Raw genomic sequence first — 25670 nt, forward strand, 5'->3', positions numbered from 1 at the left:
CGCGGCGGTTCTGCGGTAACGACACGCTCAAGAACACAGCCGAAGCGCGTTGTAGGGTGCCTTTCAGACGCGGCGCATTAGACCGGGCGCAATTCTGGCTGGCGTCTCATCGCAAATCTGCCAAGCTGGTTACGAAGGCCTGTCATGGCCTTGCCGGCGAATATGCCGATGCCAACACCGCCCGCGATCGCCAGCAGGTGAAAGATCGGAGCCGGTAACGCAGGTGACGCCGGCGCCATCAATAGCTCCGGGACGAAGCGGTGAAACAGATATATGGGAAAGGCGGAGGCAGCGACCTGCGTCATCACGCGGCCGGCCCGTGCCGGCAAGCGGATACGCGGCACGTAAAGGAGAGCCAGAAGCGCGGCGAAGATCATCAAATACTTGACGGCTGTCCCGATCCAAACTGCCTCCCAGAAGGCTAGATAGCCCAGCACCGGGGCGGCGAACGCCATCAAGATGAGCCTTCTTGCCGGATTGTCGGCAAAACCGGCACACCAACCGAAGACGGCGAGGTGGAACACCCAGTAGATCGCAAAGATCTGGCGGTTGCCGATGTCGACCAATGGCGGGATGGAAAAGCGAGCGGCGACGGCAACCCCCAACAGGCCAAGCGAGAAGGCGAAGGGTCGCAACCGTGCGAGCTTGCGCGCAGCCGGCACAGTGAAGATGAGGGAGAAGATGAGGAGCGTCTGCGCATAGGCCTCGATGAACCAGTAAAGATAGGGGATCATCTCGTGGCGCTCCGGCTCGGCATAACCAAGATTGCCGGTAAGCGTCACCGAGGCCAGGGGAATCGCTCGCCAGGCAAACGCGTAGGCGGCAACGATGAGGAAATAAGGGATCAGGACGCCGATCGCAGGCCTCAACGCCTGTCGGATCCGGCCGGCAAGGAGGTGGGTCGCCTGGAACCGCGCCAGGCCGAAACCGACGAGCAGCATCATCACGCCGGAGCCGCCGGGAATTGGCCACAGCGTCTCGTGATGGATCACCACCAGCAGGATCGCCATCACCCTCAGCACAAGGTCGATCGGCAATCCGCTGGTCTCCTTGCACTTGAAAGTCGGCATCGCCCCATGGCGGTTGGCAAACTCGGCGACCCTCAGGTGTTCCCAACCATGCGGCAGGTCCATGCCAAGGCGTTCAAGTTCCATAGCCAACTGCAGGTAGCGAAGGGAATCCCCGCCGCGCGAGACGAAACTGTCGTTGCGGCCAACGGCGAGTGGATAGAATACCCGGCTGTAGGCCCCGAGCAGGCCGCCCGTCCCGCAGCGGATCTCCGTCCGCCTTTCCAGCCTGTCCTGTTCAAGGCATGCATAGTCGGTCTTGCCCGAAGTAAGCCTGGGGAAGTTGTCCACCGCGGTAACGGAAACCAGGTTGGCCGGAAGACGGCTGGTCTCGGCGAGGATGCACTGCGCCCTTGCGATCGTACCCGCATCGGTCACGTAGGCGTGCAGCCCTCCATCGTCACCCAGCACCGCGGCCGCGATGCCGGCCCGCTTCAGTGCCTGCTCCATGCTATCGAAGCCGATCCTGAGGCCTGCAATCTTGGCGAAGCGGCTCTTGCGTCCGACAATACGGAAGTAACCCTGCTCGTCGCGCACGGCCACGTCGCCGGTATTTAGGGCCTCGAGTTCGGCCCCGCGCGCCAGGTCGCAGCGCTGCTCGGCATACCCCATCATCACGTTTGGGCCGCGATAGATGAGGTCTCCGGGGGTGCCAGATTGCCTGATCGGGTTTCCCTGGGCATCGATGAGGCTAAGGCTGCCGCCGGGAATAGCCATGCCGATACGCTCCTCCCTATCGGAAAGGCATTCCGGCGGGACGAAGGCGATGCGGGCCGTCGCCTCCGTCTGGCCATACATGACGAAGAAGCCGCCCTCCCTGGCGCGCATGTGGTCCCGGTAGAGGCGGATGAGGTCGGGGGCGAGCTGTCCGCCTGCCACCGTCATCATGCGCAGCGTCTTCACCTCGGCGGAACGGAACTGCGCCCTTTCCAGTAGTTCGTAGGAATACGGGACGCCGGAAAGATTTGTACAGCCGCCGTCAGCGATTACCCTCGGGAAATCGCCATGCATGACTGAGATGCCAGGAAAGAGGATGCTGCCGCCGGCAATCAGATGGGAATTAAGCACTGACAGTCCGTAGGAATAATGGAGCGGCAGGACCAGCGCAGCCCGGTCGGCGCACGAGAGTTCGAGATAGGTTGCGATCGAGCGCGCATTGGCATCGAGATTGGCATGGGAAAGCCGCACCGCCTTGGCCGCACCCGAACTGCCGGAGGTCATAAGCAGCAGCGCGAGATCAGGGTGGACCGGCTGAGCCTCCCTTTCGGACCGAACCTCCTTGATGAGGCGCCAGCGGCCATCGGCCGGCCGGAACGTGAAGTCCGGCTGGAAGACCGCTAGAAAATCATCCCACAGCTTCTCGTCGCAAGGCGGCAACATGGCCACCGCGTGGCCCGCCCGCAGGGCTCCAAGATAGGCGACGACCACATGTTCCGAGGTTTCCGCCGAGATGGCCACGAGCTCCTTTTCGCCTTGTCCAAGCCGCGTGGCGAAGCGCAGCGTGAGGCTGTCGAGTTCCGCATAGGAGAGCGTCCGCCCATCAGGAAAAAGAAGTGCTGTGCGCTGCCCACCACGGGCGATTTCGGACACAAGGTCGACAGAGGGCATGGGCGAGCTTCGAATTGCCGGAAAACTGGTCGAAGCGCCGCCTATAATACATGAGTATTCAAGTCAACTAATAGCGGGAATCATCCCGAAGGTTTTTTACGCGCCGGATAGCCGTTGGCGTGTGGCGGCACGGCCTTGAGATAGGCGGCGATCGCGGCGCGGTCGTCGGCTGTCAATTGCGCCATGTTCCTTTGCACGTCGACCATTGCGCCGCCGACGGAATCGAAGTCCGGTGTGAAGCCGGTTTCGAGATAGTTGGCGATGTCGGCTTCCGACCACTCGCCGATGCCGCCCTCACCCGCTGTGATGTTGGGCACGATACCCTTGCCTTCGGCGGCCGTGGCGCCGGCCAGCCACTCGGCCTTCTTCACGCCGCCGGCAAAGTCGCGCGGCGTGTGGCATTCGCCACAGTGGCCCGGCCCCTCGACCAGATAGCGGCCGGCCACGACCTTGTCCGCCGCGCCGTCGGCAAGGGCAATCACTGGCTCGGGGCTGAGATAAAGCCGCTTCCACAGGCCGATGCCGCGGCGGATGTTGAAGGGGAAGGCGAGCTTGTGATCAGGCGCCTTGCCGGCGACCGCCGGCAGCGTCTTCATGAACGCGTAGAGGTCGGCGATGTCGGACGGCTTCATGCGCGCATAAGAGGCGTAGGGAAAGGCCGGGTAGAAATGCTCGCCGGAAGGCGAGACGCCCTTCAGCATGGCATCGGCGAAGTCTTGCTCGCTCCAGGCGCCGATGCCGTCCTTGGCGTCCTGCGAGATGTTGGGCGGCACGAAGGTGCCGAACGGCGTCTTCAGTTCGAGGCCGCCCGTGAGTGCTAGTCGGGCATCGCCCTGCGAACCGGGCTTGGCATGGCAGGAGGTACAGCCGCCGGCATAGAAGATGCGCTTGCCCCTGGCGGCATCGCCGGGGCCGAGCTGCGCGACGGTCGCGGCATCAAGTCTGACCGGCGCCGACAGCAACCATGCGGCAACCGCGCCAGCGCCACCCAGAACGAGGGCCGCGCCGACGAGTTTTTTCAGCCAGGCCATTGGCCGGGATCAGCCCTTCTTGATCCTGTAGCTCTGATGGCAGGTACCGCAATCGCCGCCGATGGTGTTCAGCTGCGCTTTCAAGGCATCGACATCAGCCGGCGGCGCTGCGGTCGCGGCCTTGACGTCGGTCAGCAACTTGTCCTCGGCCGCGTTGAAGCCCGCCATGTCTTCCCAGATCTTCGGCGCGGCCGTGGTGTCGCCCTTATCACTGCCGGCCGGGAAAAGTTTCTCGGTATCCCACTTCTCGGCGTTAGCCTGCAGCGCCTGCAACGCCGCCAGCACGGCGGCTGCGTCGAAAGCTTCCTCGCCCTTGACGACCTTCGACAATTGGCCGGCAAGTTTGCCGCGTTCCTTCATCAGGGCCTGGCGATCCTTGATCGGATCAGCGAAGGCGGCCGAACCCGCTACAGCGAGCATAGAGATGGCGAGAACAAGCTTTCTCATTCAATGGCTCCTTGGTGAAGAGAGTGCGCGACTGGACATTAACGGACGGCGCGGCGGAAATATTCCGTCCGCACAGCAACGACTTTCACTTTCCGCTGCAGGCAGAAAAGAAAAGCCCCGGTCGTGCCGGGGCTTTTCGTCAACCAATCAACCTTTCGCCTTTTCGTAAAGCTCGAGGACATAGTCCCAGTTGATGAGACTGTCGACGAAGGCTTCGAGATATTTCGGCCGTGCGTTGCGATAGTCGATGTAGTAGGAGTGCTCCCAGACATCGACGCCGAGGATCGGCGAGGCGCCATGGACCAGCGGGTTCTCGCCGTTCGGGGTCTTCGAGATCGCGAGCTTGCCATCCTTGACCGAAAGCCAGGCCCAGCCGGAACCGAACTGGGTGGTGCCGGCGGCGATGAAATCCGCCTTGAACTTGTCATAGCCGCCGAGGTCGCTGTCGACCGCCGTCTGCAGCGCGCCCGGCAGCTTGGAGCCGCCACCGCCCTTCTTCATCCACTTCCAAAAATGGATGTGATTGTAGTGCTGGGCGGCGTTGTTGAAGAGCCCGGCGTTCTTGCCGAAGGACTGCTTGACGACTTCCTCGACCGAAAGGTCACCCAAGCCGGCTTCCGCGGCGAGCTTGTTGCCGTTGTCGACATAGGCCTTGTGGTGCTTGTCGTGATGATACTCCAGCGTCTCCTTGGACATATAAGGCTGAAGCGCCTCGTAGTCGTAGGGCAAAGCAGGCAGCTCAAAAGCCATGGATGGTACTCCCTCATGGAAAATCCGGTGTCACTACCGGACTAAGATAGGTCTGGAATGATTTGGGACAACTCCGGAATGAAGTGCCGGTTCCCTTTCTAGAGAGGTTCCGGAAACCTGTCACACGGTTTTGCGGCAGGCGGCTGCGTCAAAAGAGAAAGCCTGCCCACGGATCAGGCGGCGGATGTGGAATGCGCCCAGTCCCAATAGAGCTCGCGCGCCTTTTTGGCGACGGGGCCAGGCTGGAGATTGCGCTCTTCGATGCGGGTGATCGGCACGACCTTGGAATGGTTGCCGGTCGAGAATATCTCGTCCGCTTCAAGGAAATCGCGCACCGACAGCGTCTTTTCGGTGGTCTTGAAGCCGTAGTCGCCGAGCAAGCCTATGGTGCGCGAACGAGTGATGCCGGACAGGAAGGTGCCGTTCGCCGCCGGCGTGAGCACATGGCCGTCCTTGACCAGGAAGATGTTCGAGGTTCCGGTCTCGGCGACATTGCCCAGCATGTCGAGCACCAGCGCATTGTCGAAGCCGCGCATCTTGGCTTCGAGGATGGCGCGGCCATTGTTGGGGTAAAGGCAGCCGGCCTTGGCGTTGGTCGGCATGGTCTCGATGGTCGGCCGCCGGAAAGGTGAGACGGTGACCGAAAAGCCTGCTGGCGAGATCATCGGCGATTCGTAAAGGCAGAGGCAGAAGCGGGTCGAGGCCGGATCGGCCGGCACGCCCATATAGCCGCCATGCTCGGCCCAGTACATCGGCCTGATATAGACCGCCGTCTTGCCGTCGAACTTCTTCAGCCCGTCCCAGGTCAGCCCGACGATCTTCTCGGTGGTCATGGTAGGTTTCAGGCCGAGCGCGATGGCCGAGGCGTTCACCCGCGCTGCATGACGCTCGAGGTCGGGCGCCACGCCCTCGAACCAGCGGGCGCCGTCGAAGACGCTGGTGCCCAGCCACATGGCGTGGCTGCGGGGCCCGAGAATGGCGACGTTGCCCTCGTACCAGTCACCATCGACGAAGGTCCATGTCGCGGATTGCGCCGCTGCCGCCAGTGTCATTGCTCGGGTCCGTCCAAGTGTTCTTGCGAAGCGGGCATAGGAAAATGCTTTGGTGGCCGCCGTCAACCGGCATCGTGGAGTTTTGTTGGGGCCAGCCGGCCTCCGCCAACCGATGTCGGCCTGGTTTGGCCGCGATCCGCAACATCGATCGGTGCTGGCTGCAATCAACGCTTGCGCTTCGCTTCCCCTCGCCTCACTACTGTCGCCATGCATCACGCGGCCTATGTTTTCGACGCCTACGGCACGTTGTTCGACGTGCATGCCGCCGTGCGCCGCCATGCCGGCGAGATCGGGCCGGACGGCCAGTTGCTCTCCGAGATATGGCGCGCCAAACAGCTCGAATATTCCTGGGTCAGGACGCTGATGGGCGCCTATGCCGATTTCTGGCAATTGACCGAGCAGGCGCTCGATTTCGCCTTGCGCAAGGTACCCTCCGCCGACAGGGGCTTGCGAGCCAAGCTGCTGGAGGCTTATTGGCACCTCGACTGCTATCCGGAGGTGCCGGCAGTGCTCAAGGCGCTCAAGGCATCGGGCGCGAGGCTCGCGATCCTCTCCAACGGTTCGCCCGAGATGCTGGAGGCGGCGGTGAAGTCTGCCGCGCTCGACCAGGTGCTGGACGATGTATTTTCGGTCGATGCGGTGCGACGCTTCAAGGCCGACCCGTCGGTCTACGACATGGTGACCACCGGCTGGCGCCTCTATCCGGGTGCGGTGTCTTTCCAGTCCTCCAACCGCTGGGACGTCGCCGGCGCCACCAAGTTCGGTTTCCGCACGGTGTGGATCAACCGTGCCAACCAGCCCGATGAATACCGAGACTTTCCGCCAGGGCTGATCCTGCCTTCGCTCGAAGGCCTTCTTGGGGGTGCATGACGGCGCTGTTGCTGCAGCGCAACAGCGGCAATGCGGTCACAGCTTCGCCTTTGTTTGTCCACCCTTAGGCCAGATTTGGAACCGCCTATCGCCGCCGACTGTTATTGGAGCGCCGGCAGCCAGCCTGCGGATTCATGCTTTCTTGCGAATTAAGACCTAGAAAAGGCAACCATGTCAGACGCTTCCTTCCGCATCAGCCGTCGTGGCTTTCTCAACTTCACAGCCCTTGGCGCTGCCTCGGTCGCGGCTTCCGCCTGCACGACCACCGGTCCGGCTCCAGAGCCTGCGCAACCGCCACCGCCCGCCTATGTCGATCCGCCGCTCGGCGACTACGAGACGATGTATGGGGCGACGTCCGACAACGGATTCGACCTGCCGGCCATTCCGGTCAACAAGATCGATCATCAATTCCTGCGCCAGATCGTTCCCGACCCGACCGGCCAGCGGCCGGGCACCATCGTCGTCGATACGACCAACCACTTCCTCTACCTCGTGCGTGAGGGCGGCCAGGCGATCCGCTACGGCGTCGGCCTCGGCCGCGCCGGCTTCGAGTGGTCGGGCGATGCTGTGGTGCAGTGGAAGCAGAAATGGCCGAAGTGGACGCCGCCGGATGAGATGGTCGCCCGCCAGCCGGAACTGACCCAATACAGCGCCAAGAACGGTGGCATGCCCGGCGGCTTGAAGAACCCCCTCGGCGCCCGCGCGCTATACCTCTTCCAGGGCGATCAGGACACGCTCTACCGGCTGCACGGCTCGCCGGAATGGTGGTCGATCGGTAAGTCCGTGTCGTCGGGCTGCGTGCGCCTGATCAACCAGGATATTGTCGACCTCTATGATCGCGTGCCCAGCAAAACCCCGGTCATCGTGACCGCCGATATCGGCGCGCCGGTGGCCGACATGCCGGATCGCAGAGCCATCCCGATCGATGCCGGCGTACCGACCGGCTCGATCCTGCTCGGTCCGGTGAAGCGGCTCACGAACGAGATCTTCTGAGCTTTGGGTTCGTCAGCGGTGTTCGGCCAGTATCCTCGCCAGCACCGCAACGCCGCGCCGCACCGCTTCCGCGTCAAGCCCGGCGTACCCCATGATGAAGCCAGCCGTTTCCGGCCGAGGCCCGCTCGGGTCGTAGAGCGGCGATACCGGGTAGAGACCGATCCCGGCAGCGCGCGCGGCCGCGATGATTGCGGTCTCGCGCCCGGCGGCGATGCCGTGCATCCAGGCCACGACATGAAGGCCCGTGTCGGCTCCCGCAACGGTGACCCTCGGGCCCAGACGGTCGGCCAATGCCTGCAGCAGCACCTGCCTGCGCTCAGCATTCTTTCTGCGGATACTGCGGACGTGACGCTCGTAGGCGCCGCTCGTCAGCAAGTCACCCAACACGTCTTGCTCCAACATGGGCGCATGCCGGTCGGTCAGGCGCTTCGCCTCGCTGAACGCCCGGCACAGGCCGGTTGGGATGACGAGATAGCCAAGCCTCAAAGTGGGCGAGAGCGTCTTGGAGAACGTCCCCACATAGATGACTGACTCCGCGCCGAGGGTCTGCAGGGGTGGGATGGGAACGATGTCGTGGCGGTACTCGCCGTCATAGTCATCTTCAACGATGTAGGCGCCTGTCGCCGTGGCCCATGCCAGGAGGGAACGCCGCCGCGTCGCCGAAAGCACGCTTCCGAGCGGGAACTGGTGCGACGGCGTCACGCAGGCGAGGCGGGCTGGCGGCAGCGCATCCGTCCTCAACCCGTCCGCGTCGACGGCAACGGGAACCGCGACGCCGCCTGCCGCGGCAAAGGCATGGCGAGCCAGCGGATATCCCGGGTTTTCGATCACGAAGGGGTTGCCGGGGTCGAGCAACAGCCGTCCGCAGAGGTCGAGCCCCTGCTGCGAGCCGTTCACGATGACGATCTGGTCCGGCACGCAGTTGATGCCGCGAGCGCGCCAGAGATAGCCCTGAAGCGCGACGCGGAGAGCCGAAGACCCTTGCGGATCGCCGTAGCGCAGCCGCGCGCCGCGTCGCAGGATGGCTTTGTTGGACGCCCGTCGCCAGGCCAGCACCGGAAAGTCTGCCCCGGACAGATCGCCATAGCGGAAATCCGCGACCTTGCCCGGCTGCTGCTCCGGTGGCGGAGGCAAAGCCAGCAGCCGGCGCGCGAATGCCGAAAGGTTCCGAGGCGGGGCGGTCGAGACGGGCGCCTCCCCCGTCGCCCTCTCCAACCCTGCGGCAACGACGGCACGCGCCCCATGGCGGATGATCAGATAGCCTTCGGCGTTAAGCTGATTATAGGCCGCCGTCACCGTAGTTCGTGACGCGCCCCATTCGGCGGCGAAGGCCCGCGTCGAGGGTAGGCGGTCGCCGGGCTGGTAGGCGCCGCTGTGGATCTGTTCCTTGATTGCCGCGATGATCCGGCGCGCGACACGATCCTGCTCCAACTGGACCACCGAAAAACCTCAAAACTGGATATTCCAGGCAAGCCAGACATCAGGCATCTTCAGCTGCGACGCAAGGAGTTTCATCATGTACATACCGCCTGCCTTCCGGGATGACGACAAGGAGAGCCTGAGAGCGACGATCCGCGCGGCGCGGTTGGGGACCCTGGTCACCGCCACCGCGGAAGGACTGCTGGCGACGCCATTGCCGCTTTTCCTCGACGAGAGCGAGGGCGAGCACGGCACAATCTACGGCCATGTCGCGAAGGCAAATCCGCAGTGGCGCGCACCCGTGCTGGGTGATGGCCTGGCGATCTTCATGGGGCCGGACGCCTACGTGACGCCGGCGTGGTATCAAACCAAACAGGAAACCGGCAAGGTCGTGCCGACCTGGAACTATGTCGCCATCCACTCCTATGGGCCGGTCGAATTCTTCGACGACGCCGACAGGCTGCTCGAGGTGGTGACGCGTCTCACCAATCTGCATGAAGGCGGGCGCGCCACACCGTGGTCCGTGTCGGATGCTCCGCCGGAGTTCATTCAGTCGCAGCTTAGGGGGATCGTCGGCCTGCGCATGCCGGTCGCGAGGCTGGAAGGCAAGCGCAAGATGAGCCAGAACCGCAACGCGGCCGATCGCGCCGGTGTCATGTCCGGCCTTGCGGCAAGTGACCGGCTTTCGGACCGCGAGGTCGCACCTCTCATCCCGTCGTGAGTCCGTCATGCCGGATCTGAGCCGGTTTGCCTGGTTCTTTCGCCGCGGCTTTTCCTGCTCGCCATCACGTCGGAAGGATTGATCACGGCAGCTCTCTGTCATCCGCTCGAGGCGACCTCCGCCCTTCTCGTGCAGACCATGATCGATGTCATTGGACCGCAGGCACCTATCGCTGCCCTTCAGCGGTCCATCCCCTTCGAGATCGTCACGCCGGAGAATATCTGAGGCAGCGCCCTGCTGCCTTCGCGCCGCCACGGTCACAGCAGTTCCAGCAGTTGCGGCAAAAGACAGCGTTGGTGTCGAGCTTGATAGCCGCCACCCGAACCATCCTACCGCCCCTGGCCAGGCTGCCCAGAATCCCGCGTACGATCGCGCGCCCAACGGACGATCCGACCGAGCGCACCACCGACTTGATCGCCGCCTCGGCTACCGTCTGGCGGTTGGAGGGACGCGGCGCCGGCGCGCGGCGGCCGCCGGACTGCGGGGCAGGATCGTCACCGAACCCAGGGATGGTCCAGCGCGAGCGGCCGCTATCGGCCTGTTGCGCCTGCTGCTCGGCCTCCTGCGCCTCCCTGGCCTTCTTCTGCAGCATCTCGAAGGCCGATTCGCGGTCGATGGTCTGGTCGTATTGCCCCGTAACCGGGCTCTCGGCGATCAGCTGGCGGCGCTCGTCCGGCGTGATCGGGCCAAGTCGAGACGATGGCGGCCGGATCAACGTGCGCTGAACCATGGACGGCACGCCCTTGGTCTCCAGGGTCGAGACCAGCGCCTCGCCGGTGCCGAGCTGCGTGATGGCCGTGGCGCAGTCGAAATCGGGATTCGGCCGGAAGGTGTCGGCGGCCGTCCGCACCGCCTGCTGCTCGCGTGGCGTATAGGCGCGCAGCGCATGCTGGACGCGGTTGCCGAGCTGGGCCAGGACCTTTTCGGGAATATCCAGCGGGTTCTGGGTGACGAAATAGACGCCGACGCCCTTGGAGCGGATCAGCCGCACCACCTGCTCGACGCGATCGATCAGCACCTTCGGCGCGTCCTCGAACAAGAGATGCGCCTCGTCGAAGAAGAAGACCAGCTTCGGCCTTTCAGGATCGCCGACCTCGGGAAGTTCCTCGAACAATTCCGACATCAGCCAGAGCAGGAAGGTGGCGTAGAGGCGCGGGTTCATCATCAGCTTGTCGGCGGCAAGCACGCTGATCGCGCCACGGCCGTCGCGGGTGGTGCGCATGATGTCGGCGATGCGCAGCGCCGGCTCTCCGAAGAAGTTCGCCGCGCCCTGCTGTTCCAGCACCAGGAGGGTGCGCTGGATGGCGCCGACGGATGGCTTCGTCACATTGCCGTAGCGGGCGCTGAGCTCGTCGGCACGCTCGGCGATGTTGGCGAGCAGCGCCTGCAGATCCTTGAGGTCGAGCAGCAGCAGGCCTTCCTCGTCGGCAATGCGGAAGGCGATGTTCATGATGCCCTCCTGCGCCTCGGTGAGGTTCATCAGGCGCGAGAGCAGCAGCGGACCCATCTCCGAGATGGTGGCGCGGATCGGATGGCCCTGTTCGCCGAACAGATCCCAGAAGATGACCGGGAATTGCTGGAAGTCGTACGGCTCAAGCTTCACCTGCTCGGCGCGCTTGACCAGGAAATCCTTGGCTTCGCCCATCATGGCGATGCCGGAAAGATCGCCCTTGATGTCGGCACAGAAAACCGGCACGCCGGCGTTGGAAAAACCTTCGGCGAGGATCTGCAGGCTGACCGTCTTGCCGGTGCCGGTGGCGCCGGTGATCAGGCCGTGGCGGTTGCCATATTGCAGCAGAAGCTGTTCGGGGCGCTGGTAGCTGTCGTCGGGCTTGCGGCTGGCGCCGATGAAAATACTCTTGTCGTCAGCCATATGTCGGTCTCCGCGAACCTGATGAAGTCAAAGCAAAAGGCCACGCCTGAGGTATAGTGACGCGACGCGGCAGCGACAATGCTCCTATCGCAATTTGGGCCCCTATCGCAATTTGGGCGTCCAATCGCGATCGGAATTGGAACCCAGCCCAAAGCTGGGTCTTGACGGGCTTGTGGCAAGTTGTGGATTTTGGGCATGTTTGGCAATCGATTGGTGGTTCACCCGGCCGCATGGGCAGCGCATTGTGATATCGGGCATGGAACCTTAGACTAACGGTTCGATTGATGCGGCAGACGGCGCATGACCGCGAAAGGATCATGCGCTGAATCAAAGGTGCTACGGCGTCCGCGACGTGTCCAGGAGATGCGCGGCGCTGTAAGGGAGGAGAGCGGATGGGCGCCGGCGCCTTGACCAGGGAAGTCGACCTTCAGAACGCTGACCGCCAGCGCTGGCTGGCGCTCGCCGAAAAGGCGCTTGCCGGAGGCTCCTTCGAGGAGAGGCTCGTTTCGCACAGCGACGACGGCATCCGCATCGAGCCGCTCTATGAGCGTGCGGTCACCATGGAACCGCTGGTCAGGGCAAATCCCGCAGCGGCGTGGATCGTCAGCCAGCGCGTCGACGATCCGGATGTCGCCCGCGCCAGGGCGCAGGCGCTGGAGGATGTCGCGCAGGGCGCCACCGGCCTGTCGCTGGTTTTCGAAGGGGCGCCGAACGCTTTCGGCTATGGCCTGCCGCGGACGGCCGAGGCGCTGGAGACCGTGCTCGACGGCGTGCCGCTCAACCGCGTCCAGGTCCGCATCGATGCGCATCCCTGGAGCCGCGCGGTGGCCGACTGGCTGATAGCGTTCCTCGGCAAGCGCCGCTCCGATCCGACTAAGCTCAACCTCTCCTTCGGCATCGATCCGGCGGCGATCTTCGCCGGCACCGGCCGGCTGCGCATGTCGATCGAGGCGCTGCAGGAATCTATGCCGCAATCGATGGCGCATTTCTTCTCCATGGGGGTGCCCGGCGTGCTGCTCGAGGCAGACGGGCGCGTCTTCCACAATGCCGGCGCCACCGAGGCGCAGGAGCTCGGCACCATGCTCGCCTCCGCGGTCTCCTATCTCAGGATGTTCGAGAAGGCGCGCCAGCCGCTGGTCTATGCAGCGCCCCATATCGGCTTCGCGCTCAGCGTCGACCAGGACCAGTTGCTGTCGATGGCCAAGGTGCGAGCGCTGCGCCGGCTGTGGGCCCGCATCCAGGAAGTCTGCTCGATCCCGGCCTCGACGGCCAGCATCCATGCCGAGACGTCGTATCGCATGATGACGACGGCGGATCCGGAAACCAACATATTGCGCACGGCGATCGCCTGTTTCGCGGCCGCCGCCGGCGGGGCCGATTCGATCTCCATCCTGCCGCACACAATAGCGCATGGGCTGCCGGCCGGCTTTGCCCGCCGCGTCGCCCGCAACGCGCAGTTGATCATGGCCGAGGAAAGCCATGTCGACCATGTCGCCGACCCTGCTGGCGGATCGGGCGCCGTCGAGGCGCTGACCAATGATCTCTGCGCGGCCGCCTGGCAAGAATTCCAGCGCATCGAGGCCGAAGGCGGTGTGCTGACGAGCCTGCAGCAAGGCTATGTCCAGAACCGCGTCCAGACCGCCGCGGCAAAGCGCAATGCCGAATACCGGACCGGCTCGCGCGCGATCATCGGCACCACGCTGTTCCGTGCCGGCAGCGAACGCCCGGTCGAGACGTTGCCGGCCGAGCGGAGACCGGCGTTGACGGAAGGTGTCGCGACCTGCGAGCCGCTGTTTCCGGTGCGCATCGACCAATCGATCGGAGCCGGCGCATGATCCCAGATTTCAGCCAAATCGGCTGGTCCGCGCCAGGACGCGCGCCGGTCGAGATCAAGGGGCTGCGGATGACGCCGGAGGGCATCGCCGTGAAGCATCTCTACACGCAGGGCGATCTCAGGGGCCTGTCGCATCTCGACACCTATCCGGGCCTGCAGCCCTTCGTGCGCGGCCCCTACCCGACGATGTATGTCCAGCAGCCTTGGACGATCCGGCAATATGCGGGGTTCTCGACGGCGGAAGAATCAAACGCCTTCTACCGGCGCAACCTCGCCGCCGGGCAGAAGGGCCTGTCGGTCGCCTTCGACCTCGCCACCCATCGCGGCTATGACAGCGACCATCCGCGCGTCGCAGGCGATGTCGGCATGGCGGGAGTCGCCATCGATTCCATCCTCGACATGCGCCAGCTGTTCGACGGCATTCCGCTCGGCGAAATGACGGTGTCGATGACCATGAACGGCGCGGTGCTGCCGGTCATGGCGCTCTACATCGTGGCAGCGGAGGAACAGGGGGTTGCGCAGAAGGATCTCGCCGGAACCATTCAGAACGACATTCTGAAGGAGTTCATGGTCCGCAACACCTACATTTATCCGCCAAAACCCTCGATGCGGATCGTGTCGGACATCTTCGCCTACACCTCGCGAAACATGCCGAAGTTCAACTCGATCTCGATCTCGGGCTACCACATGCAGGAAGCCGGTGCGACGGCGGACCTCGAGCTCGCCTACACCATCGCCGACGGCATTGAATATGCCCGCGCCGGTGTCGCCGCCGGCCTCGACATCGACCGCTTTGCGCCGCGGCTTTCCTTCTTCTGGGCCGTCGGCATGGACTTCTTCATGGAGGTCGCCAAGCTCAGGGCCGCGCGCCTGCTTTGGTCGAGCCTGATGAAGAAGAACTTTTCGCCGAAGGACGAGCGCTCACTGTCGCTGCGCACCCATTGCCAGACCTCGGGATGGTCGCTGACGGCGCAGGACCCTTACAACAACATCACCCGCACCATGATCGAGGCGATGGCGGCGACACAAGGCCATACGCAGTCGCTGCACACCAATTCCTTCGACGAGGCGATGGCGCTGCCGACCGACCATTCGGCCCGCGTCGCCCGCAACACGCAGCTCATCCTGCAGAAGGAATCCGGCACCACGCGCGTCGTCGACCCGTGGGGCGGCTCGGCCTTCGTCGAGCGGCTGACGCATGACCTGGCGGCGCGCGCCCTCGCCCACATCGAGGAGGTCGAGAGCCTTGGCGGCATGGCCGCGGCGATCGAGAAAGGCATTCCCAAGCTGCGCATCGAGGAAGCCGCCGCCCGCACCCAGGCGCGCATCGATTCCGGCGAGCAGACGCTGGTCGGCGTCAACGCGCATCGGCCTCAAACCGACATCGAGGTCGACGTGCTGAAGGTCGACAATGCCGAGGTCAAGGCCAGGCAGCTGGCGAAGCTGCAGCGGCTCAAAGGCACGCGCGATGTCGGCGCGGTCGACAGTGCGCTCGAAGCACTGACCCGCGCGGCGGAGAGCGGCGAGAACCTCTTGGAGTTCGCCATCCGCGCGGCGCGCGCCAACGCGACCGTCGGCGAGATATCGCTGGCGCTGGAGAAGGTTTTTGGGCGTCATGTCGCCTCGGTGCAGACGATCTCCGGCGTCTACCGCGATGCGCTCGGCGACAATCCGGCGGTCGACAGACTGCGGGACAAGATCGCGGCGTTCGAGAAGAAGTCCGGCAGCAAGCCGCGCATCCTGGTGGCCAAGATGGGCCAGGACGGCCACGACCGCGGCCAGAAGGTTATCGCCACTGCCTTTGCAGATCTCGGCTTCGACGTCACCGTCGGTCCGATGTTCCAGACGCCGGAGGAGATCGCCAAACTGGCGGTCCAGCACGACGTCGACATCATCGGCGCCTCCTCGCTCGCGGCCGGACACCTGACGCTGATCCCCCAGCTCAAGGAAGCCTTGAAGAAGCTCGGCCATGGCGACATGCTGATCGTCGCCGGCGGCGTCATCCCGCCGCAGGATTATGACGCCGTGCTAAGGGCGGGTGCGGCGGAAATCTTCCCGCCGGGCACGGTCATTCCCGAAGCGGCGGACAGGCTGATGGATCGGCTGCTGGCGGAAGGCTGAGCGCTGTTATAATTTCTGTTGTAACGCGGAGAAAATGGCGTTATAATTCACGTTACAACAAGGCATCTGTCATGAACACCACCATTCGCAAGATCGGCAATTCCGAAGGCGTTATCCTGCCGAAGGAACTCCTCGACCGCCTGAACATGAAGGCGGGCGATCAGCTCCAGATCGTTGAAACGGACAAGGGCATTGTCCTTGAACCAGTGGACGACAGCTTCGAGCGGCAGATGGAAGCCGCCCGCAAGGTCATGGACAAGTACAAGGTCGCGCTTCAGAAGCTCGCCGAATGAGCTGGGAGTTTCTGTCGCGTCGCGCCGTCGAAGCGATGCACGCCGAGCAGTCGCGCCGAAATGGCGGCGCGCAGGGTTTGAGAGACGAGAATGCGCTCGAATCCGCGCTCGCCCGTGCCGAGAACAAGGCCAACTATGGTGATCCGTCGATCGAGGAACTGGCGGCGGCCTACATCTTCGGCATTGCCGGGAACCACGCGTTTGTCGATGGCAACAAGCGCACTGCCATGGTGGCGGCCGGCGCGTTCCTAATCATCAATGGCTACGGCCTTACAGCCGACGACGGTACGATCTACGAATTCGTGATGGGGGTTGCGGCGGGCGAGATCAACGAGGAAGGCGCCGCGGCATTCTTCCGCGACCATGTGGTCAAGCTCGAGGACTAGCTTTCGGCCTTGTCCGAGAGCTTCGTGATCTCCCACTCCTTGCCGTTGACGCTCGCGACATCGCCAAGCTTCTTGCCGAACAGCGCGATGGCCATCGGCGAGACATGGGAAATGCTGCCCTTTGACGGGTCGGCCTCGTCCTCACCGACGATCTTCCAATGCACCTTCTTGCCGTCATCGCCTTCCAGCGTCACACCCATGCCGAAGCGCACCACTTCGCTACCCGGCTCCGGCACGGAAAGCTCGGCGCTCTCGCGCCTGGCGGTCCAGTAGCGCAGGTCGCGCGACACGACCGCAATGCGCTCGCGGTCCGCTCGTCTCTCGGCCTTGCCCAATTCGTCGCGCAGACCTTCGAGTTCCTGATCGATCATGGCCAGGCCGCGCTCCGTCACCAGGTTGCGATGCGGGCTGATCGGACGCTCGCCGATGCCGGCGATGGCGTTTTCGCTGTCTTCTTCGCGGGTAAAAGCTCTGCTCATCCAATGAACTTAGGCCCGGTGCCGCCTCTGTACAAGCCGTAGTCCGATGGCAGACCTGGCACGATTCCTGCGACAGGGATGGCAAACGCCAGGACCTGTGCCGATGTTGAACAGACGAACGCTGCTCGCCCAGACCGCCGGCTTTGCCATCGCAGGCCTTTGTGCTGGCAAAGCCTCGGCCAAGGTCCTGCCCGGCATCGAGAAGGCCTCGATGCGCGGTTCGATCAACGCCACCGAACTCGGCGTGCAGCCGGGCGCGCTTGACGACCAGAGCAAGGCCTTCACCAAGCTCCTCAATGACGCCAGCGAGCGCGATGCGCCGGTGTTTTTGCCGCAGGGCTCCTATGTCGTGTCCAACCTCAGGCTGCCAGCGCGCCTACGCCTTAGCGGCGTGCCGGGCGCCACGCGCATCGTCTATGGCGGCAACGGGCATCTGATGATGGCCGAGCAGGCCGAGCATATCGAACTCAGCGGGCTGGTGTTCGACGGCTCGAACCGCTGGCTGGCTGACTATGCGCAGGGTCTGCTTGATCTCCGCCGCGTCGGCCATCTCGTCATCGACAATTGCCAGGTTACCGGCAGCGGCAAGAACGGGCTGGCGCTGGAACATGTTTCGGGCCGCGTTGAGCGTTCCGATATTTCCGGCGCGGCGGACGCCGGCATCTATTCGGTCGAGGCCGGCGGGCTTGAGATCTCCGGCAACACCGTGTCCGACTGCGCCAATGGCGGCATCCTGGTGCACCGCTGGCAGCAAGCGGAAGACGGCACCACCGTCAGCGGCAACCGTGTCGAGCGCATAAGGGCCCGCAATGGCGGCACCGGCCAGAACGGCAACGGCATCAATGCCTTCCGCGCCGGCAATGTCGTCATCTCGGGCAACATCGTCTCGGACTGTGCCTTCTCGGCGATCCGCGCCAACAGTTCCAGCAATCTGCAGGTCATCGGCAACACCTGTTCGCGCTCGGGTGAGACGGCGCTCTATTCCGAATTCTCCTTCGAGGGCGCCATCATCGGCAACAACATCATCGACGGTGCGGCCAATGGCATTTCGATCGTCAATTTCAATGAAGGCGGCCGCATGGGTGTGTGCTCGAACAACATCGTGCGCAATCTGTCGACGGTTGGCCCCTACCCCGCCGACGCGCCCGGCTTCGGCGTCGGCATCAGCGTCGAGGCCGACACCACGGTGTCGGGCAATGTCGTCGAGAACGCGCCGCTTTACGGCATGCAGATCGGCTGGGGTCCGTATCTGCGCAATGTCGTGGCGACCGGCAACATCATTCGCAAGGTCGGCACCGGCATTGCCGTCTCGGTGGTCGAGGGCGCAGGAACGGCGATCATCTCGGACAATGTCATCGACGACGCGCTGAACGGCGCGATCATCGGCCAGCGCTGGGCCGATCCGGCAACCGCCGACCTTGCCCAGTCAGGCAATGCCGGCTACGCGCATCTGACCGTCGAGCGCAACCACGTTTCCTAGCGTTAGCCAAGCGCAGCGGTCGGCCTTAGCGACCCGACCTTGGCGCCGATCCGGCTTTCGACCGGCGGATTGGCCTGTTCGACGAGCCTGGCGGCAACCGCCTCGTCATCGTGCAACAGCCTGGCCAGCACGGCGGCGATCATCACCTCGGCTCCTCTGCCGGCACCGTCATCGCATTTCAGCGCGATGCCGAGGCCGAGTTCGGGAATGGCGGCGCAATAGACGCCCTCGGCGCCGGTTTTGACGAAGATGCGGCCGGGCGCTGCCTGCATCAGCGCGACATCGGCCTTACCGGTGCCAGCGACGAGGAACGGCTCGGCCGTGCACGCCGACAAAAGCCGCTTCGCCGCTTTGGCGCGCTGCGGCGAAAAGCCGGTGCCTGTCGCCATGCGGGCAAAACCCAGCGCGAAGCTTTTCAGCGGCACGGCATAGGTCGGGATCGAGCAGCCGTCGGTGGCGCAATGGTCGACGTCATGGGCAGCCTCCGTCACCGACTGCATGGCATCGCGCACCATCTCCTGCTGCGCATGGCCGGCTTTGACGTAGCCCCTGTGGGCAATCCCGGAATGCACGCAGGTACAGAGGAAGCCGGCATGCTTGCCGGAGCAGTTGTTGTGTAGCGCATTCGGCACGCTGCCGGTGCGGGCGAGAGCAATGGTGGTGTCATGGTTCGACGGCCAATGCGCGCCGCATTCGAGCGCGCTTCCGTCCAGACCGGCTTTCGCCAGCATCGCTTGCGCCAGTTCGACATGCGCCGGCTCGCCGGAATGCGAGGCGCAGGCCAGCGCCAGTTCTCGGTCGCCGAAGCCATAGGCGTCGGCCGTACCGCTTTCGACTAGCGGCAGCGCCTGGATCGCCTTCACAGCCGAGCGCGGAAACACCGGACGCGCCGTGTCGCCGATCTCCAGCAACGGCTTGCCGTCGGCGTCGAAGACAGCGACCGCGCCGCGATGGGCACTCTCGACCACCGCGCCGCGCAGAACCTCGACCAGAACCGGATTTGCCATGCTGCCTCCCGCACGCGCGCGCCCAGAGCGCGCCGCTTTAAATGCGGGCCGCTTCTACCTGATCCGGTCGAGAATGGAAACGTAGTTGGCAACGGCAGCGCCGCCCATGTTGAAGATGCCGCCGAGCTTGGCGCCCGGCACCTGGATGCCGCCGGCCTCGCCGGTGAGCTGCATGGCGGTCAGCACATGCATCGACACGCCGGTGGCACCGATCGGGTGGCCCTTGGCCTTCAGGCCGCCGGAGGGGTTGACCGGCAGGCGGCCGTCCCTAGCTGTCGTGCCGTCAAGCGCCAGCTTCGCGCCCTCGCCGGGTCTGGCTAGGCCCATAGCCTCATACTCGATCAGTTCGGCGATGGTGAAGCAGTCATGCGTCTCGACGAAGGAGAGGTCGTCCAATGTCACGCCGGCCTTCTTCAGCGCCTGGTTCCAGGCTTGCTCGCAGCCCTCGAAGGCGAGGATGTCGCGCTTCGACATCGGCAGGAAGTCCTGGACGTGCTCGTTGGCGCGGAAGGTCACGGCGCGGCGCATCCTCAGTGCCGTCGCGGTGTCGGTGAGCACGAGCGCCGCGGCACCATCGGAGACCAGCGAGCAATCGGTGCGCTTCAGCGGGCCGGCGACGAATGGGTTCTTCTCGCTCTCTTGGCGGCAGAACTCGTAGCCGAAATCCTTGCGCATCTGCGCATAGGGATTGTCGACGCCGTTCTTATGGTTCTTGGCGGCGATCATGGCGAGCGCATCCGACTGGTCGCCATAGCGCTGGAAATAGGCCTGCGCGATCTTGCCGAAGACCCCGGCAAAGCCGGCCGGCGTGTCGCCGTCCTCCGGCAGATAGGAGGCCTTGAGCAGGTTCTTGCCGATCTCGGGGCCGGGCGTGGTCGTCATCTGCTCGGCGCCGACCACCAGTACGATGCGGGCGGCATTGGCGTCGATGGCGCGGATGCCTTGCCTGACAGCGGCGGAGCCGGTGGCGCAGGCGTTCTCGACCCGCGTCGCCGGCTTGAAGCGCAGCCGGTCGTCGGCCTGCAGGACCAGGCTCGCGGTGAAATCCTGCGGCGAGAAGCCGGCATTGAAATGGCCGAGCACGATCTCGTCGACATCGTCCGGGCCGATGCCGGCATGGTCGAGCGCCTCCACGGCAACCTTGGTGATCAGACCCTCGAGCGTCTCGCCCTCGAGCTTGCCGAAGCGCGAATGCGCCCAGCCGACGATGCATGCGGTCATAACAGCCTCCATTTGCCGCGCAGCCTGGCGTGTGTGGATCTTCAGGTAATGCCGGCCTGACCTGAACCTCCACCCACGCTAGCACGTCCTGTCGCGACATGAGATTCAATATTGTTCAACTGTGAACTTTTTTCCAGCCAATGGGATGGGCCAGAGCCGCACGATCGGTTGATCCCGGCATCGATTTTTTGTTGATTGATCCGTCAATAAAAAATAATCTCGCTTTGAGCCCGGATCCCAGAATGCCGAAAATCGGAATGGAACCCTTGCGCCGCAAGGCGCTCATCGACGCGACGATCTCTGCGATCGGCGAGCGCGGCTCGCTGGACGTGACGATGTCGGAGATCGCTGGCCGCGCCGGCGTGTCGTCGGCGTTGGCGCACCACTATTTCGGCGCCAAGGACGAGCTTTTGTTCGCGACGATGCGGCACATACTGGCGGAGCTCAACACCGATACAAGGCGCGCACTTCGCGCCACCGGCACGGCGCGCCAGCGCGTCTCGGCCGTGGTCGCCGTCAGCTTCTCCGACGACCAGTTCCAGCCCGAGACCATCGCCGCATGGCTTGCCTTCTATGTCGAGGCGCAGAAGTCATCGGCTTTGCGGCGCCTGCTCAAGGTCTATGCAAGGCGGCTGCACTCGAACCTGATGAGCGGGCTGACCGGCATCCTGTCCAGACGCCAGGCGGATCGCGTCGCCGAAGCCACGGCGGCGATGATCGACGGGCTCTATATCCGGCGCGCGCTGAAGGACGGCGTGCCGGACGCGGCGACGGCCATCGCGCTCGTCGAAGATTATCTCGAAACCAAGCTCAGCGGACGGAGCCTGCCTTGACGACCGGACGGCCCAATTTCCTGATCGTCATGGTCGATCAGCTCAACGGAACGCTGTTCCCCGACGGGCCGGCGGAGTTCCTGGATGTGCCGCATCTGAAGGCGCTCGCCCAGCGCTCGGCGCGCTTCGCCAACAATTACACTGCCTCGCCGCTCTGCGCGCCCGGCCGCGCCTCGTTCATGAGCGGGCAGCTGCCGTCGCGCACCGGGGTCTACGACAATGCGGCGGAATTCGCCTCTTCGATCCCGACCTTCGCCCATCATCTGCGCGCCGCCGGCTACTATACCTGCCTGTCGGGCAAGATGCATTTCGTCGGACCGGACCAGTTGCACGGCTTCGAGGAAAGGTTGACCACCGACATCTATCCCGCCGATTTCGGCTGGACGCCGGACTACCGCAAGCCCGGCGAGCGCATCGACTGGTGGTACCATAATCTGGGCTCGGTCACCGGCGCCGGCATCGCCGAGACCACCAACCAGATGGAGTATGATGACGAGGTCGTCTTCCTGGCCACGCAAAAGCTCTATCAGTTGTCGCGGGAGCAGGACGATGCGGACCGCCGGCCGTGGTGCCTGACCGTTTCGCTGTCGCACCCGCACGACCCCTACGTCGCGCGCAAGCAGTATTGGGATCTCTACGAGAATTGCCAGGCGCTGGATCCCGAAACCGGGTTCATCGCGCATGACGAGCAGGACCCGCATTCGCAGCGGCTCTACCGCGCCAGCGACTATTCCGCTTTCGAGATCACTGCTGAGCAGGTGCGCCGTTCGCGGCGCGGCTATTTCGCCAACATTTCCTATGTCGACGACAAGCTCGGCGAGCTGCTGGACGTTCTCAAGCGGACACGGATGCTGGACGACACCACCATCCTGTTCTGCTCGGATCACGGCGACATGCTGGGCGAGCGCGGCCTGTGGTTCAAGATGAGCTTCTTCGAGGGCTCGGCGCGGGTGCCGCTGATGATTGCCGGCAAGGGCGTGCCGGCCGGGCTGATCGAGGCGCCGGTCTCCAACCTCGACGTGACGCCGACACTGTGCGACCTCGCCGGCATCGATATGAGCGCGATCGCGCCATGGACCGACGGCCAGTCGCTGCTGCCGCTTGCCAATGGCGGGCAGCGCGCCGCGCCGGCATTGATCGAGTACGCGGCCGAGGGCTCCTACGCGCCGCTGGTGGCGATCCGCGACGGCAAATACAAGTTCGTCCATTGCGAGCTCGACCCGCCACAGCTGTTCGATCTCGGAGCCGATCCGCTCGAGCGCGACAACCTCGCCGACGACCCCGCCAACGCGGGCCTGGTGGCCGCGTTCATGGACAAGGTCCGGGCGCGCTGGGACATGGCCGCCTTCGACGCCGCCGTGCGTGAAAGCCAGGCGCGCCGCTGGGTCGTCTATCCGGCGCTGCGCAACGGCGCCTACTACCCGTGGGATTTCCAGCCGCTGCAGAAGGCGTCGGAGCGCTATATGCGCAACCACATGAACCTCGACAATCTCGAAGAGAACAAGCGGTACCCGCGAGGCGAATGATGACAACACTCGTCCCCTCACTCGATCATCTCAAGAAGGCCTATGCCGTCACCTCGACGGCAACGCAGGTGACGCCGCTGCTGGAGTCGGCAGCACTCGCGATGGAGACGGGGGCCGCACGCGTTTTCGTCAAGCCGGAGTCGCTGCAATGGGCCGGCTCTTTCAAGGTGCGCGGCGCCTATTGGCGGCTGAAACAGCTTTCGTCGGATGCGGCAAAGAAAGGCGTCGTCGCCTGTTCGTCCGGCAATTTCGCGCAGGGGCTGGCGGCGGCCGGCCAGGCGCTCGGCATTCCCGTCACCATCGTTATGCCGATCGATGCGCCGGTCGCCAAGCGTGACGCCACCGCCGGCTACGCCGCGCGCGTCGTGCTCACCGACCATGGCGATCGCGCCCGTGAGGAAGTGGCGGCCGCCAAGGCGCGCGAGATTGCCGAGACCGAGGGACTCACGCTGCTGCATCCCTTCGACGACCCCGAGATCGTCGCCGGCCAGGCCGGCGCCGGGCTGGAGGCGCTCGACCAGTTGGCGGCGAAGGACGCGCATGCCGACCTGGTGTTCTGCTCGGTTGGCGGCGGTGGGCTGATCGGCGGCGTGTCGCTCGCCTTCCATTACCAGTCGCCGAAGACCGAGGTCATCGCGGTCGAGCCGGAAGGCTTCAACGGCATGGGTTCCTCACTGGCCCATGGCGCCATCGAGACGATGCCGATCGGGCCGAAATCGATCTGCGACGGGCTCATGGCGAGGAAGCCAGGCGAAGCACCCTTCGCGGCGGTGAGCGCGGCCGGCGTGCGTGGCGTCACCGTCGACGACACCTCGGTGCGGCGAGCGATGAAGATCGCGTTCGAGCGGATGAAGCTGGTGCTGGAACCGTCGGGCGCGGCGTCGCTGGCGGCGCTGCTTGGGGGCAAGGTGAACGTGGCGGGAAAGACCGTCCTTGTTGTGGCTACCGGCGGCAATGTCTCGCTCGCCGATTTCATGGCGCATATGAACAATGCTTGAAGCGGATTTCGTCATCATCGGCTCCGGCTCCGCCGGCTCGGCCATGGCCTACAGGCTGTCGGAAGACGGCAAGCACTCGGTGATCGTCATCGAGTTCGGCGGCACAGACATCGGGCCGCTGATCCAGATGCCGTCGGCGCTGTCGATCCCGCTCAACATGAGCCTCTACGACTGGGGTTTCGCCAGCGAGCCGGAACCGCATCTCGGCGGCCGCGTGCTCGCCACCCCGCGCGGCAAGGTGATCGGCGGCTCGTCCTCGATCAACGGCATGGTCTATGTGCGCGGCCATGCGCGCGACTTCGACCACTGGGCCGAACAGGGCGCGACCGGCTGGGGCTTCGCCGACGTGCTTCCCTACTTCAAGCGCATGGAGGATGCCGACGGCGGCGAGGATGGCTGGCGCGGCAAAAGCGGCCCGCTGTATGTGCAGCGCGGCACGCGCAAGAATCCGCTCTACGGCGCCTTCGTCGAGGCCGGCCGCCAGGCCGGCTTCGAACTGACCGACGACTACAACGGATCGAAGCAGGAAGGCTTCGGCCCGATGGAGCAGACGATTTTGGGCGGCCGCCGCTGGTCGGCGGCGAATGCCTATCTGAAGCCGGCTCTGAAACGCAAAAACGTCACTTTGGTCAAAGGCTTCGCCCGCCGCGTGGTCATCGAGAATCAACGCGCCACCGGGGTCGAGATCGAAGCTAACAAACAGATTCAGGTTGTTAAGGCGCGACGTGAGGTGATCGTTGCGGCCTCGTCGATCAATTCGCCGAAGATCCTGATGCTGTCCGGCATCGGCCCGGGCGCGCATCTGCAGGAAAACGGCATAGCCGTGGTGGCCGACAGGCCCGGCGTCGGCCGTAATCTGCAGGACCATATGGAGCTCTACATCCAGCAGGAATCGACCAAGCCGATCACGCTGAATTCGGTGCTCAACCCGTTCTCCAAGGCGTTGATCGGGGCGCAGTGGCTGTTCTTCAGGACCGGCCTCGGCGCCACCAACCATTTCGAGGCGGCGGCCTTCGTGCGCTCGCAGGCCGGTGTCGACTACCCTGATATACAGTACCACTTCATCCCGGCGGCGGTGCGCTATGACGGCAAAGCGGCGGCGAAGTCGCACGGATTCCAGGCGCATGTCGGACCGATGCGTTCGAAGTCGCGCGGCTCGGTGACGCTGCGCTCGCCCGATGCGAAAGCGAAGCCGGTGATCCGCTTCAACTACATGTCGCATCCGGACGACTGGACGGAGTTCCGCCACTGCATCCGGCTGACGCGCGAGATTTTTGGCCAGAAGGCATTCGACAGCTTTCGCGGCAAGGAGATATCGCCCGGCAGCCATGTGCAGTCGGACGAAGACCTCGACGCCTTCATCAGGGATCACGCCGAGAGCGCCTACCACCCTTGCGGCACCTGCAAGATGGGCCGCGCCGACGACCTCATGAGCGTCGTCGATCCGGAATGCCGGGTGATCGGGGTCGAGGGCCTGCGCGTCGCCGATTCCTCGGTCTTCCCGCGGGTGACCAATGGCAACCTCAATGCGCCGTCGATCATGACCGGCGAGAAGGCCTCCGATCACATCCTCGGCCGCACGCCTTTGGCGCCGTCCAACCAGGAACCCTGGATCAATCCGCGCTGGCAGGTGGCGGATCGATAGGGCATTGTCAGGCTGG

At 64.4% G+C, this 25670-nt stretch carries 22 protein-coding genes; 12 read left to right on the forward strand and 10 right to left on the reverse strand.

The window, feature by feature from the left end; genetic code table 11:
* Positions 1 to 77 precede the first annotated feature (77 nt).
* The 5 genes from EJ073_RS11220 to EJ073_RS11240 form a co-directional block, all read right to left on the reverse strand.
* Positions 78 to 2675, reverse strand: a complete 2598-nt coding sequence (locus EJ073_RS11220; protein ID WP_126055787.1) for an AMP-binding protein — start codon at positions 2673 to 2675, stop codon at positions 78 to 80.
* An 80-nt stretch (positions 2676 to 2755) separates the two neighbouring features.
* Positions 2756 to 3706 (reverse strand): cytochrome c, encoded by a 951-nt coding sequence (locus tag EJ073_RS11225; RefSeq protein ID WP_126055788.1) that lies wholly within the window; start codon positions 3704 to 3706, stop codon positions 2756 to 2758.
* A 9-nt stretch (positions 3707 to 3715) separates the two neighbouring features.
* Positions 3716 to 4153 (reverse strand): cytochrome c, encoded by a 438-nt coding sequence (locus tag EJ073_RS11230; RefSeq protein WP_126055789.1) that lies wholly within the window; start codon positions 4151 to 4153, stop codon positions 3716 to 3718.
* A gap of 147 nt (positions 4154 to 4300) precedes the next feature.
* Positions 4301 to 4903: a superoxide dismutase gene (locus EJ073_RS11235; RefSeq protein WP_126055790.1), complete on the reverse strand. Its 603-nt coding sequence runs from the start codon at positions 4901 to 4903 to the stop codon at positions 4301 to 4303.
* A gap of 173 nt (positions 4904 to 5076) precedes the next feature.
* Entirely contained in the window at positions 5077 to 5955 is an 879-nt protein-coding gene (locus tag EJ073_RS11240; RefSeq protein WP_126055791.1) for a branched-chain amino acid aminotransferase, read from the reverse strand.
* A 207-nt stretch (positions 5956 to 6162) separates the two neighbouring features.
* On the opposite strand from EJ073_RS11240, the gene EJ073_RS11245 reads away from it, so the two are divergent.
* On the forward strand, positions 6163 to 6825 hold the full coding sequence (locus EJ073_RS11245) for a haloacid dehalogenase type II (protein ID WP_126059170.1): 663 nt from the start codon (positions 6163 to 6165) through the stop codon (positions 6823 to 6825).
* A 171-nt stretch (positions 6826 to 6996) separates the two neighbouring features.
* The gene (locus EJ073_RS11250) at positions 6997 to 7818 is read left to right on the forward strand and encodes a L,D-transpeptidase (RefSeq protein ID WP_126055792.1); all 822 of its coding nucleotides are present in this window, start codon (positions 6997 to 6999) and stop codon (positions 7816 to 7818) included.
* A gap of 12 nt (positions 7819 to 7830) precedes the next feature.
* Here EJ073_RS11250 and EJ073_RS11255 read toward each other — a convergent pair whose 3' ends face one another.
* A complete protein-coding gene (locus tag EJ073_RS11255; RefSeq protein WP_210211286.1) occupies positions 7831 to 9249 on the reverse strand; it encodes a PLP-dependent aminotransferase family protein in 1419 nt (472 codons plus the stop codon).
* Between the two features lie 85 nt (positions 9250 to 9334).
* Here EJ073_RS11255 and EJ073_RS11260 point away from each other — a divergent pair, with 85 nt between their 5' ends.
* Positions 9335 to 9958 (forward strand): FMN-binding negative transcriptional regulator, encoded by a 624-nt coding sequence (locus EJ073_RS11260; RefSeq protein ID WP_126055794.1) that lies wholly within the window; start codon positions 9335 to 9337, stop codon positions 9956 to 9958.
* Between the two features lie 205 nt (positions 9959 to 10163).
* Here the strand turns inward: EJ073_RS11260 and EJ073_RS11270 are convergent, their stop codons facing one another.
* Positions 10164 to 11831 carry a helicase HerA-like C-terminal domain-containing protein gene (locus EJ073_RS11270; RefSeq protein ID WP_245455540.1) on the reverse strand — a complete coding sequence of 556 codons (1668 nt, stop codon included), beginning with the start codon at positions 11829 to 11831 and terminating at the stop codon, positions 10164 to 10166.
* 392 nt (positions 11832 to 12223) lie between these two features.
* On the opposite strand from EJ073_RS11270, the gene EJ073_RS11275 reads away from it, so the two are divergent.
* The 4 genes from EJ073_RS11275 (at position 12224) to EJ073_RS11290 (ending at position 16465) form a co-directional block, all read left to right on the forward strand.
* Positions 12224 to 13666, forward strand: coding sequence for a methylmalonyl-CoA mutase subunit beta (locus EJ073_RS11275; protein WP_126055795.1), 1443 nt, complete (start codon positions 12224 to 12226; stop codon positions 13664 to 13666).
* Entirely contained in the window at positions 13663 to 15786 is a 2124-nt protein-coding gene (scpA, locus tag EJ073_RS11280) for a methylmalonyl-CoA mutase (RefSeq protein WP_126055796.1), read from the forward strand. The genes EJ073_RS11275 and scpA overlap by 4 nt, the downstream gene beginning before the upstream one ends.
* A 71-nt stretch (positions 15787 to 15857) precedes the next feature.
* A complete protein-coding gene (locus EJ073_RS11285; RefSeq protein ID WP_126055797.1) occupies positions 15858 to 16079 on the forward strand; it encodes an AbrB/MazE/SpoVT family DNA-binding domain-containing protein in 222 nt (73 codons plus the stop codon).
* Positions 16076 to 16465, forward strand: coding sequence for a type II toxin-antitoxin system death-on-curing family toxin (locus EJ073_RS11290; RefSeq protein WP_126055798.1), 390 nt, complete (start codon positions 16076 to 16078; stop codon positions 16463 to 16465). Before EJ073_RS11285 ends, EJ073_RS11290 begins: the two co-directional genes overlap by 4 nt.
* On the opposite strand, the gene greA is transcribed toward EJ073_RS11290, so the two are convergent.
* Positions 16462 to 16944 (reverse strand): transcription elongation factor GreA, encoded by a 483-nt coding sequence (greA, locus tag EJ073_RS11295; protein ID WP_126055799.1) that lies wholly within the window; start codon positions 16942 to 16944, stop codon positions 16462 to 16464. The two genes, EJ073_RS11290 and greA, sit on opposite strands and share 4 nt — an antisense overlap.
* Before the next feature lie 103 nt (positions 16945 to 17047).
* Here greA and EJ073_RS11300 point away from each other — a divergent pair, with 103 nt between their 5' ends.
* Positions 17048 to 18424: a TIGR03808 family TAT-translocated repetitive protein gene (locus EJ073_RS11300; RefSeq protein ID WP_126055800.1), complete on the forward strand. Its 1377-nt coding sequence runs from the start codon at positions 17048 to 17050 to the stop codon at positions 18422 to 18424.
* A gap of 2 nt (positions 18425 to 18426) precedes the next feature.
* Here EJ073_RS11300 and EJ073_RS11305 read toward each other — a convergent pair whose 3' ends face one another.
* Positions 18427 to 19431 (reverse strand): asparaginase, encoded by a 1005-nt coding sequence (locus EJ073_RS11305; protein WP_126055801.1) that lies wholly within the window; start codon positions 19429 to 19431, stop codon positions 18427 to 18429.
* 54 nt (positions 19432 to 19485) lie between these two features.
* The gene (locus EJ073_RS11310) at positions 19486 to 20652 is read right to left on the reverse strand and encodes an acetyl-CoA acetyltransferase (protein WP_126055802.1); all 1167 of its coding nucleotides are present in this window, start codon (positions 20650 to 20652) and stop codon (positions 19486 to 19488) included.
* A gap of 242 nt (positions 20653 to 20894) precedes the next feature.
* Between EJ073_RS11310 and betI the strand changes: the two genes are divergently transcribed.
* Genes betI through betA form a run of 4 tightly spaced genes read left to right on the forward strand, consistent with a single transcriptional unit; the run spans position 20895 to position 25654 of the window.
* Positions 20895 to 21485, forward strand: a complete 591-nt coding sequence (betI, locus tag EJ073_RS11315; RefSeq protein ID WP_126055803.1) for a transcriptional regulator BetI — start codon at positions 20895 to 20897, stop codon at positions 21483 to 21485.
* Positions 21482 to 23011 (forward strand): choline-sulfatase, encoded by a 1530-nt coding sequence (betC, locus tag EJ073_RS11320; RefSeq protein ID WP_126055804.1) that lies wholly within the window; start codon positions 21482 to 21484, stop codon positions 23009 to 23011. The genes betI and betC overlap by 4 nt, the downstream gene beginning before the upstream one ends.
* On the forward strand, positions 23008 to 24009 hold the full coding sequence (locus EJ073_RS11325) for a threonine/serine dehydratase (protein WP_126055805.1): 1002 nt from the start codon (positions 23008 to 23010) through the stop codon (positions 24007 to 24009). The genes betC and EJ073_RS11325 overlap by 4 nt, the downstream gene beginning before the upstream one ends.
* Positions 24002 to 25654 (forward strand): choline dehydrogenase, encoded by a 1653-nt coding sequence (betA, locus tag EJ073_RS11330; protein ID WP_126055806.1) that lies wholly within the window; start codon positions 24002 to 24004, stop codon positions 25652 to 25654. The genes EJ073_RS11325 and betA overlap by 8 nt, the downstream gene beginning before the upstream one ends.
* The last annotated feature ends 16 nt before the right edge of the window (positions 25655 to 25670 follow it).

The sequence above is a fragment of the Mesorhizobium sp. M4B.F.Ca.ET.058.02.1.1 genome (assembly GCF_003952505.1).
Lineage (GTDB): Bacteria > Pseudomonadota > Alphaproteobacteria > Rhizobiales > Rhizobiaceae > Mesorhizobium.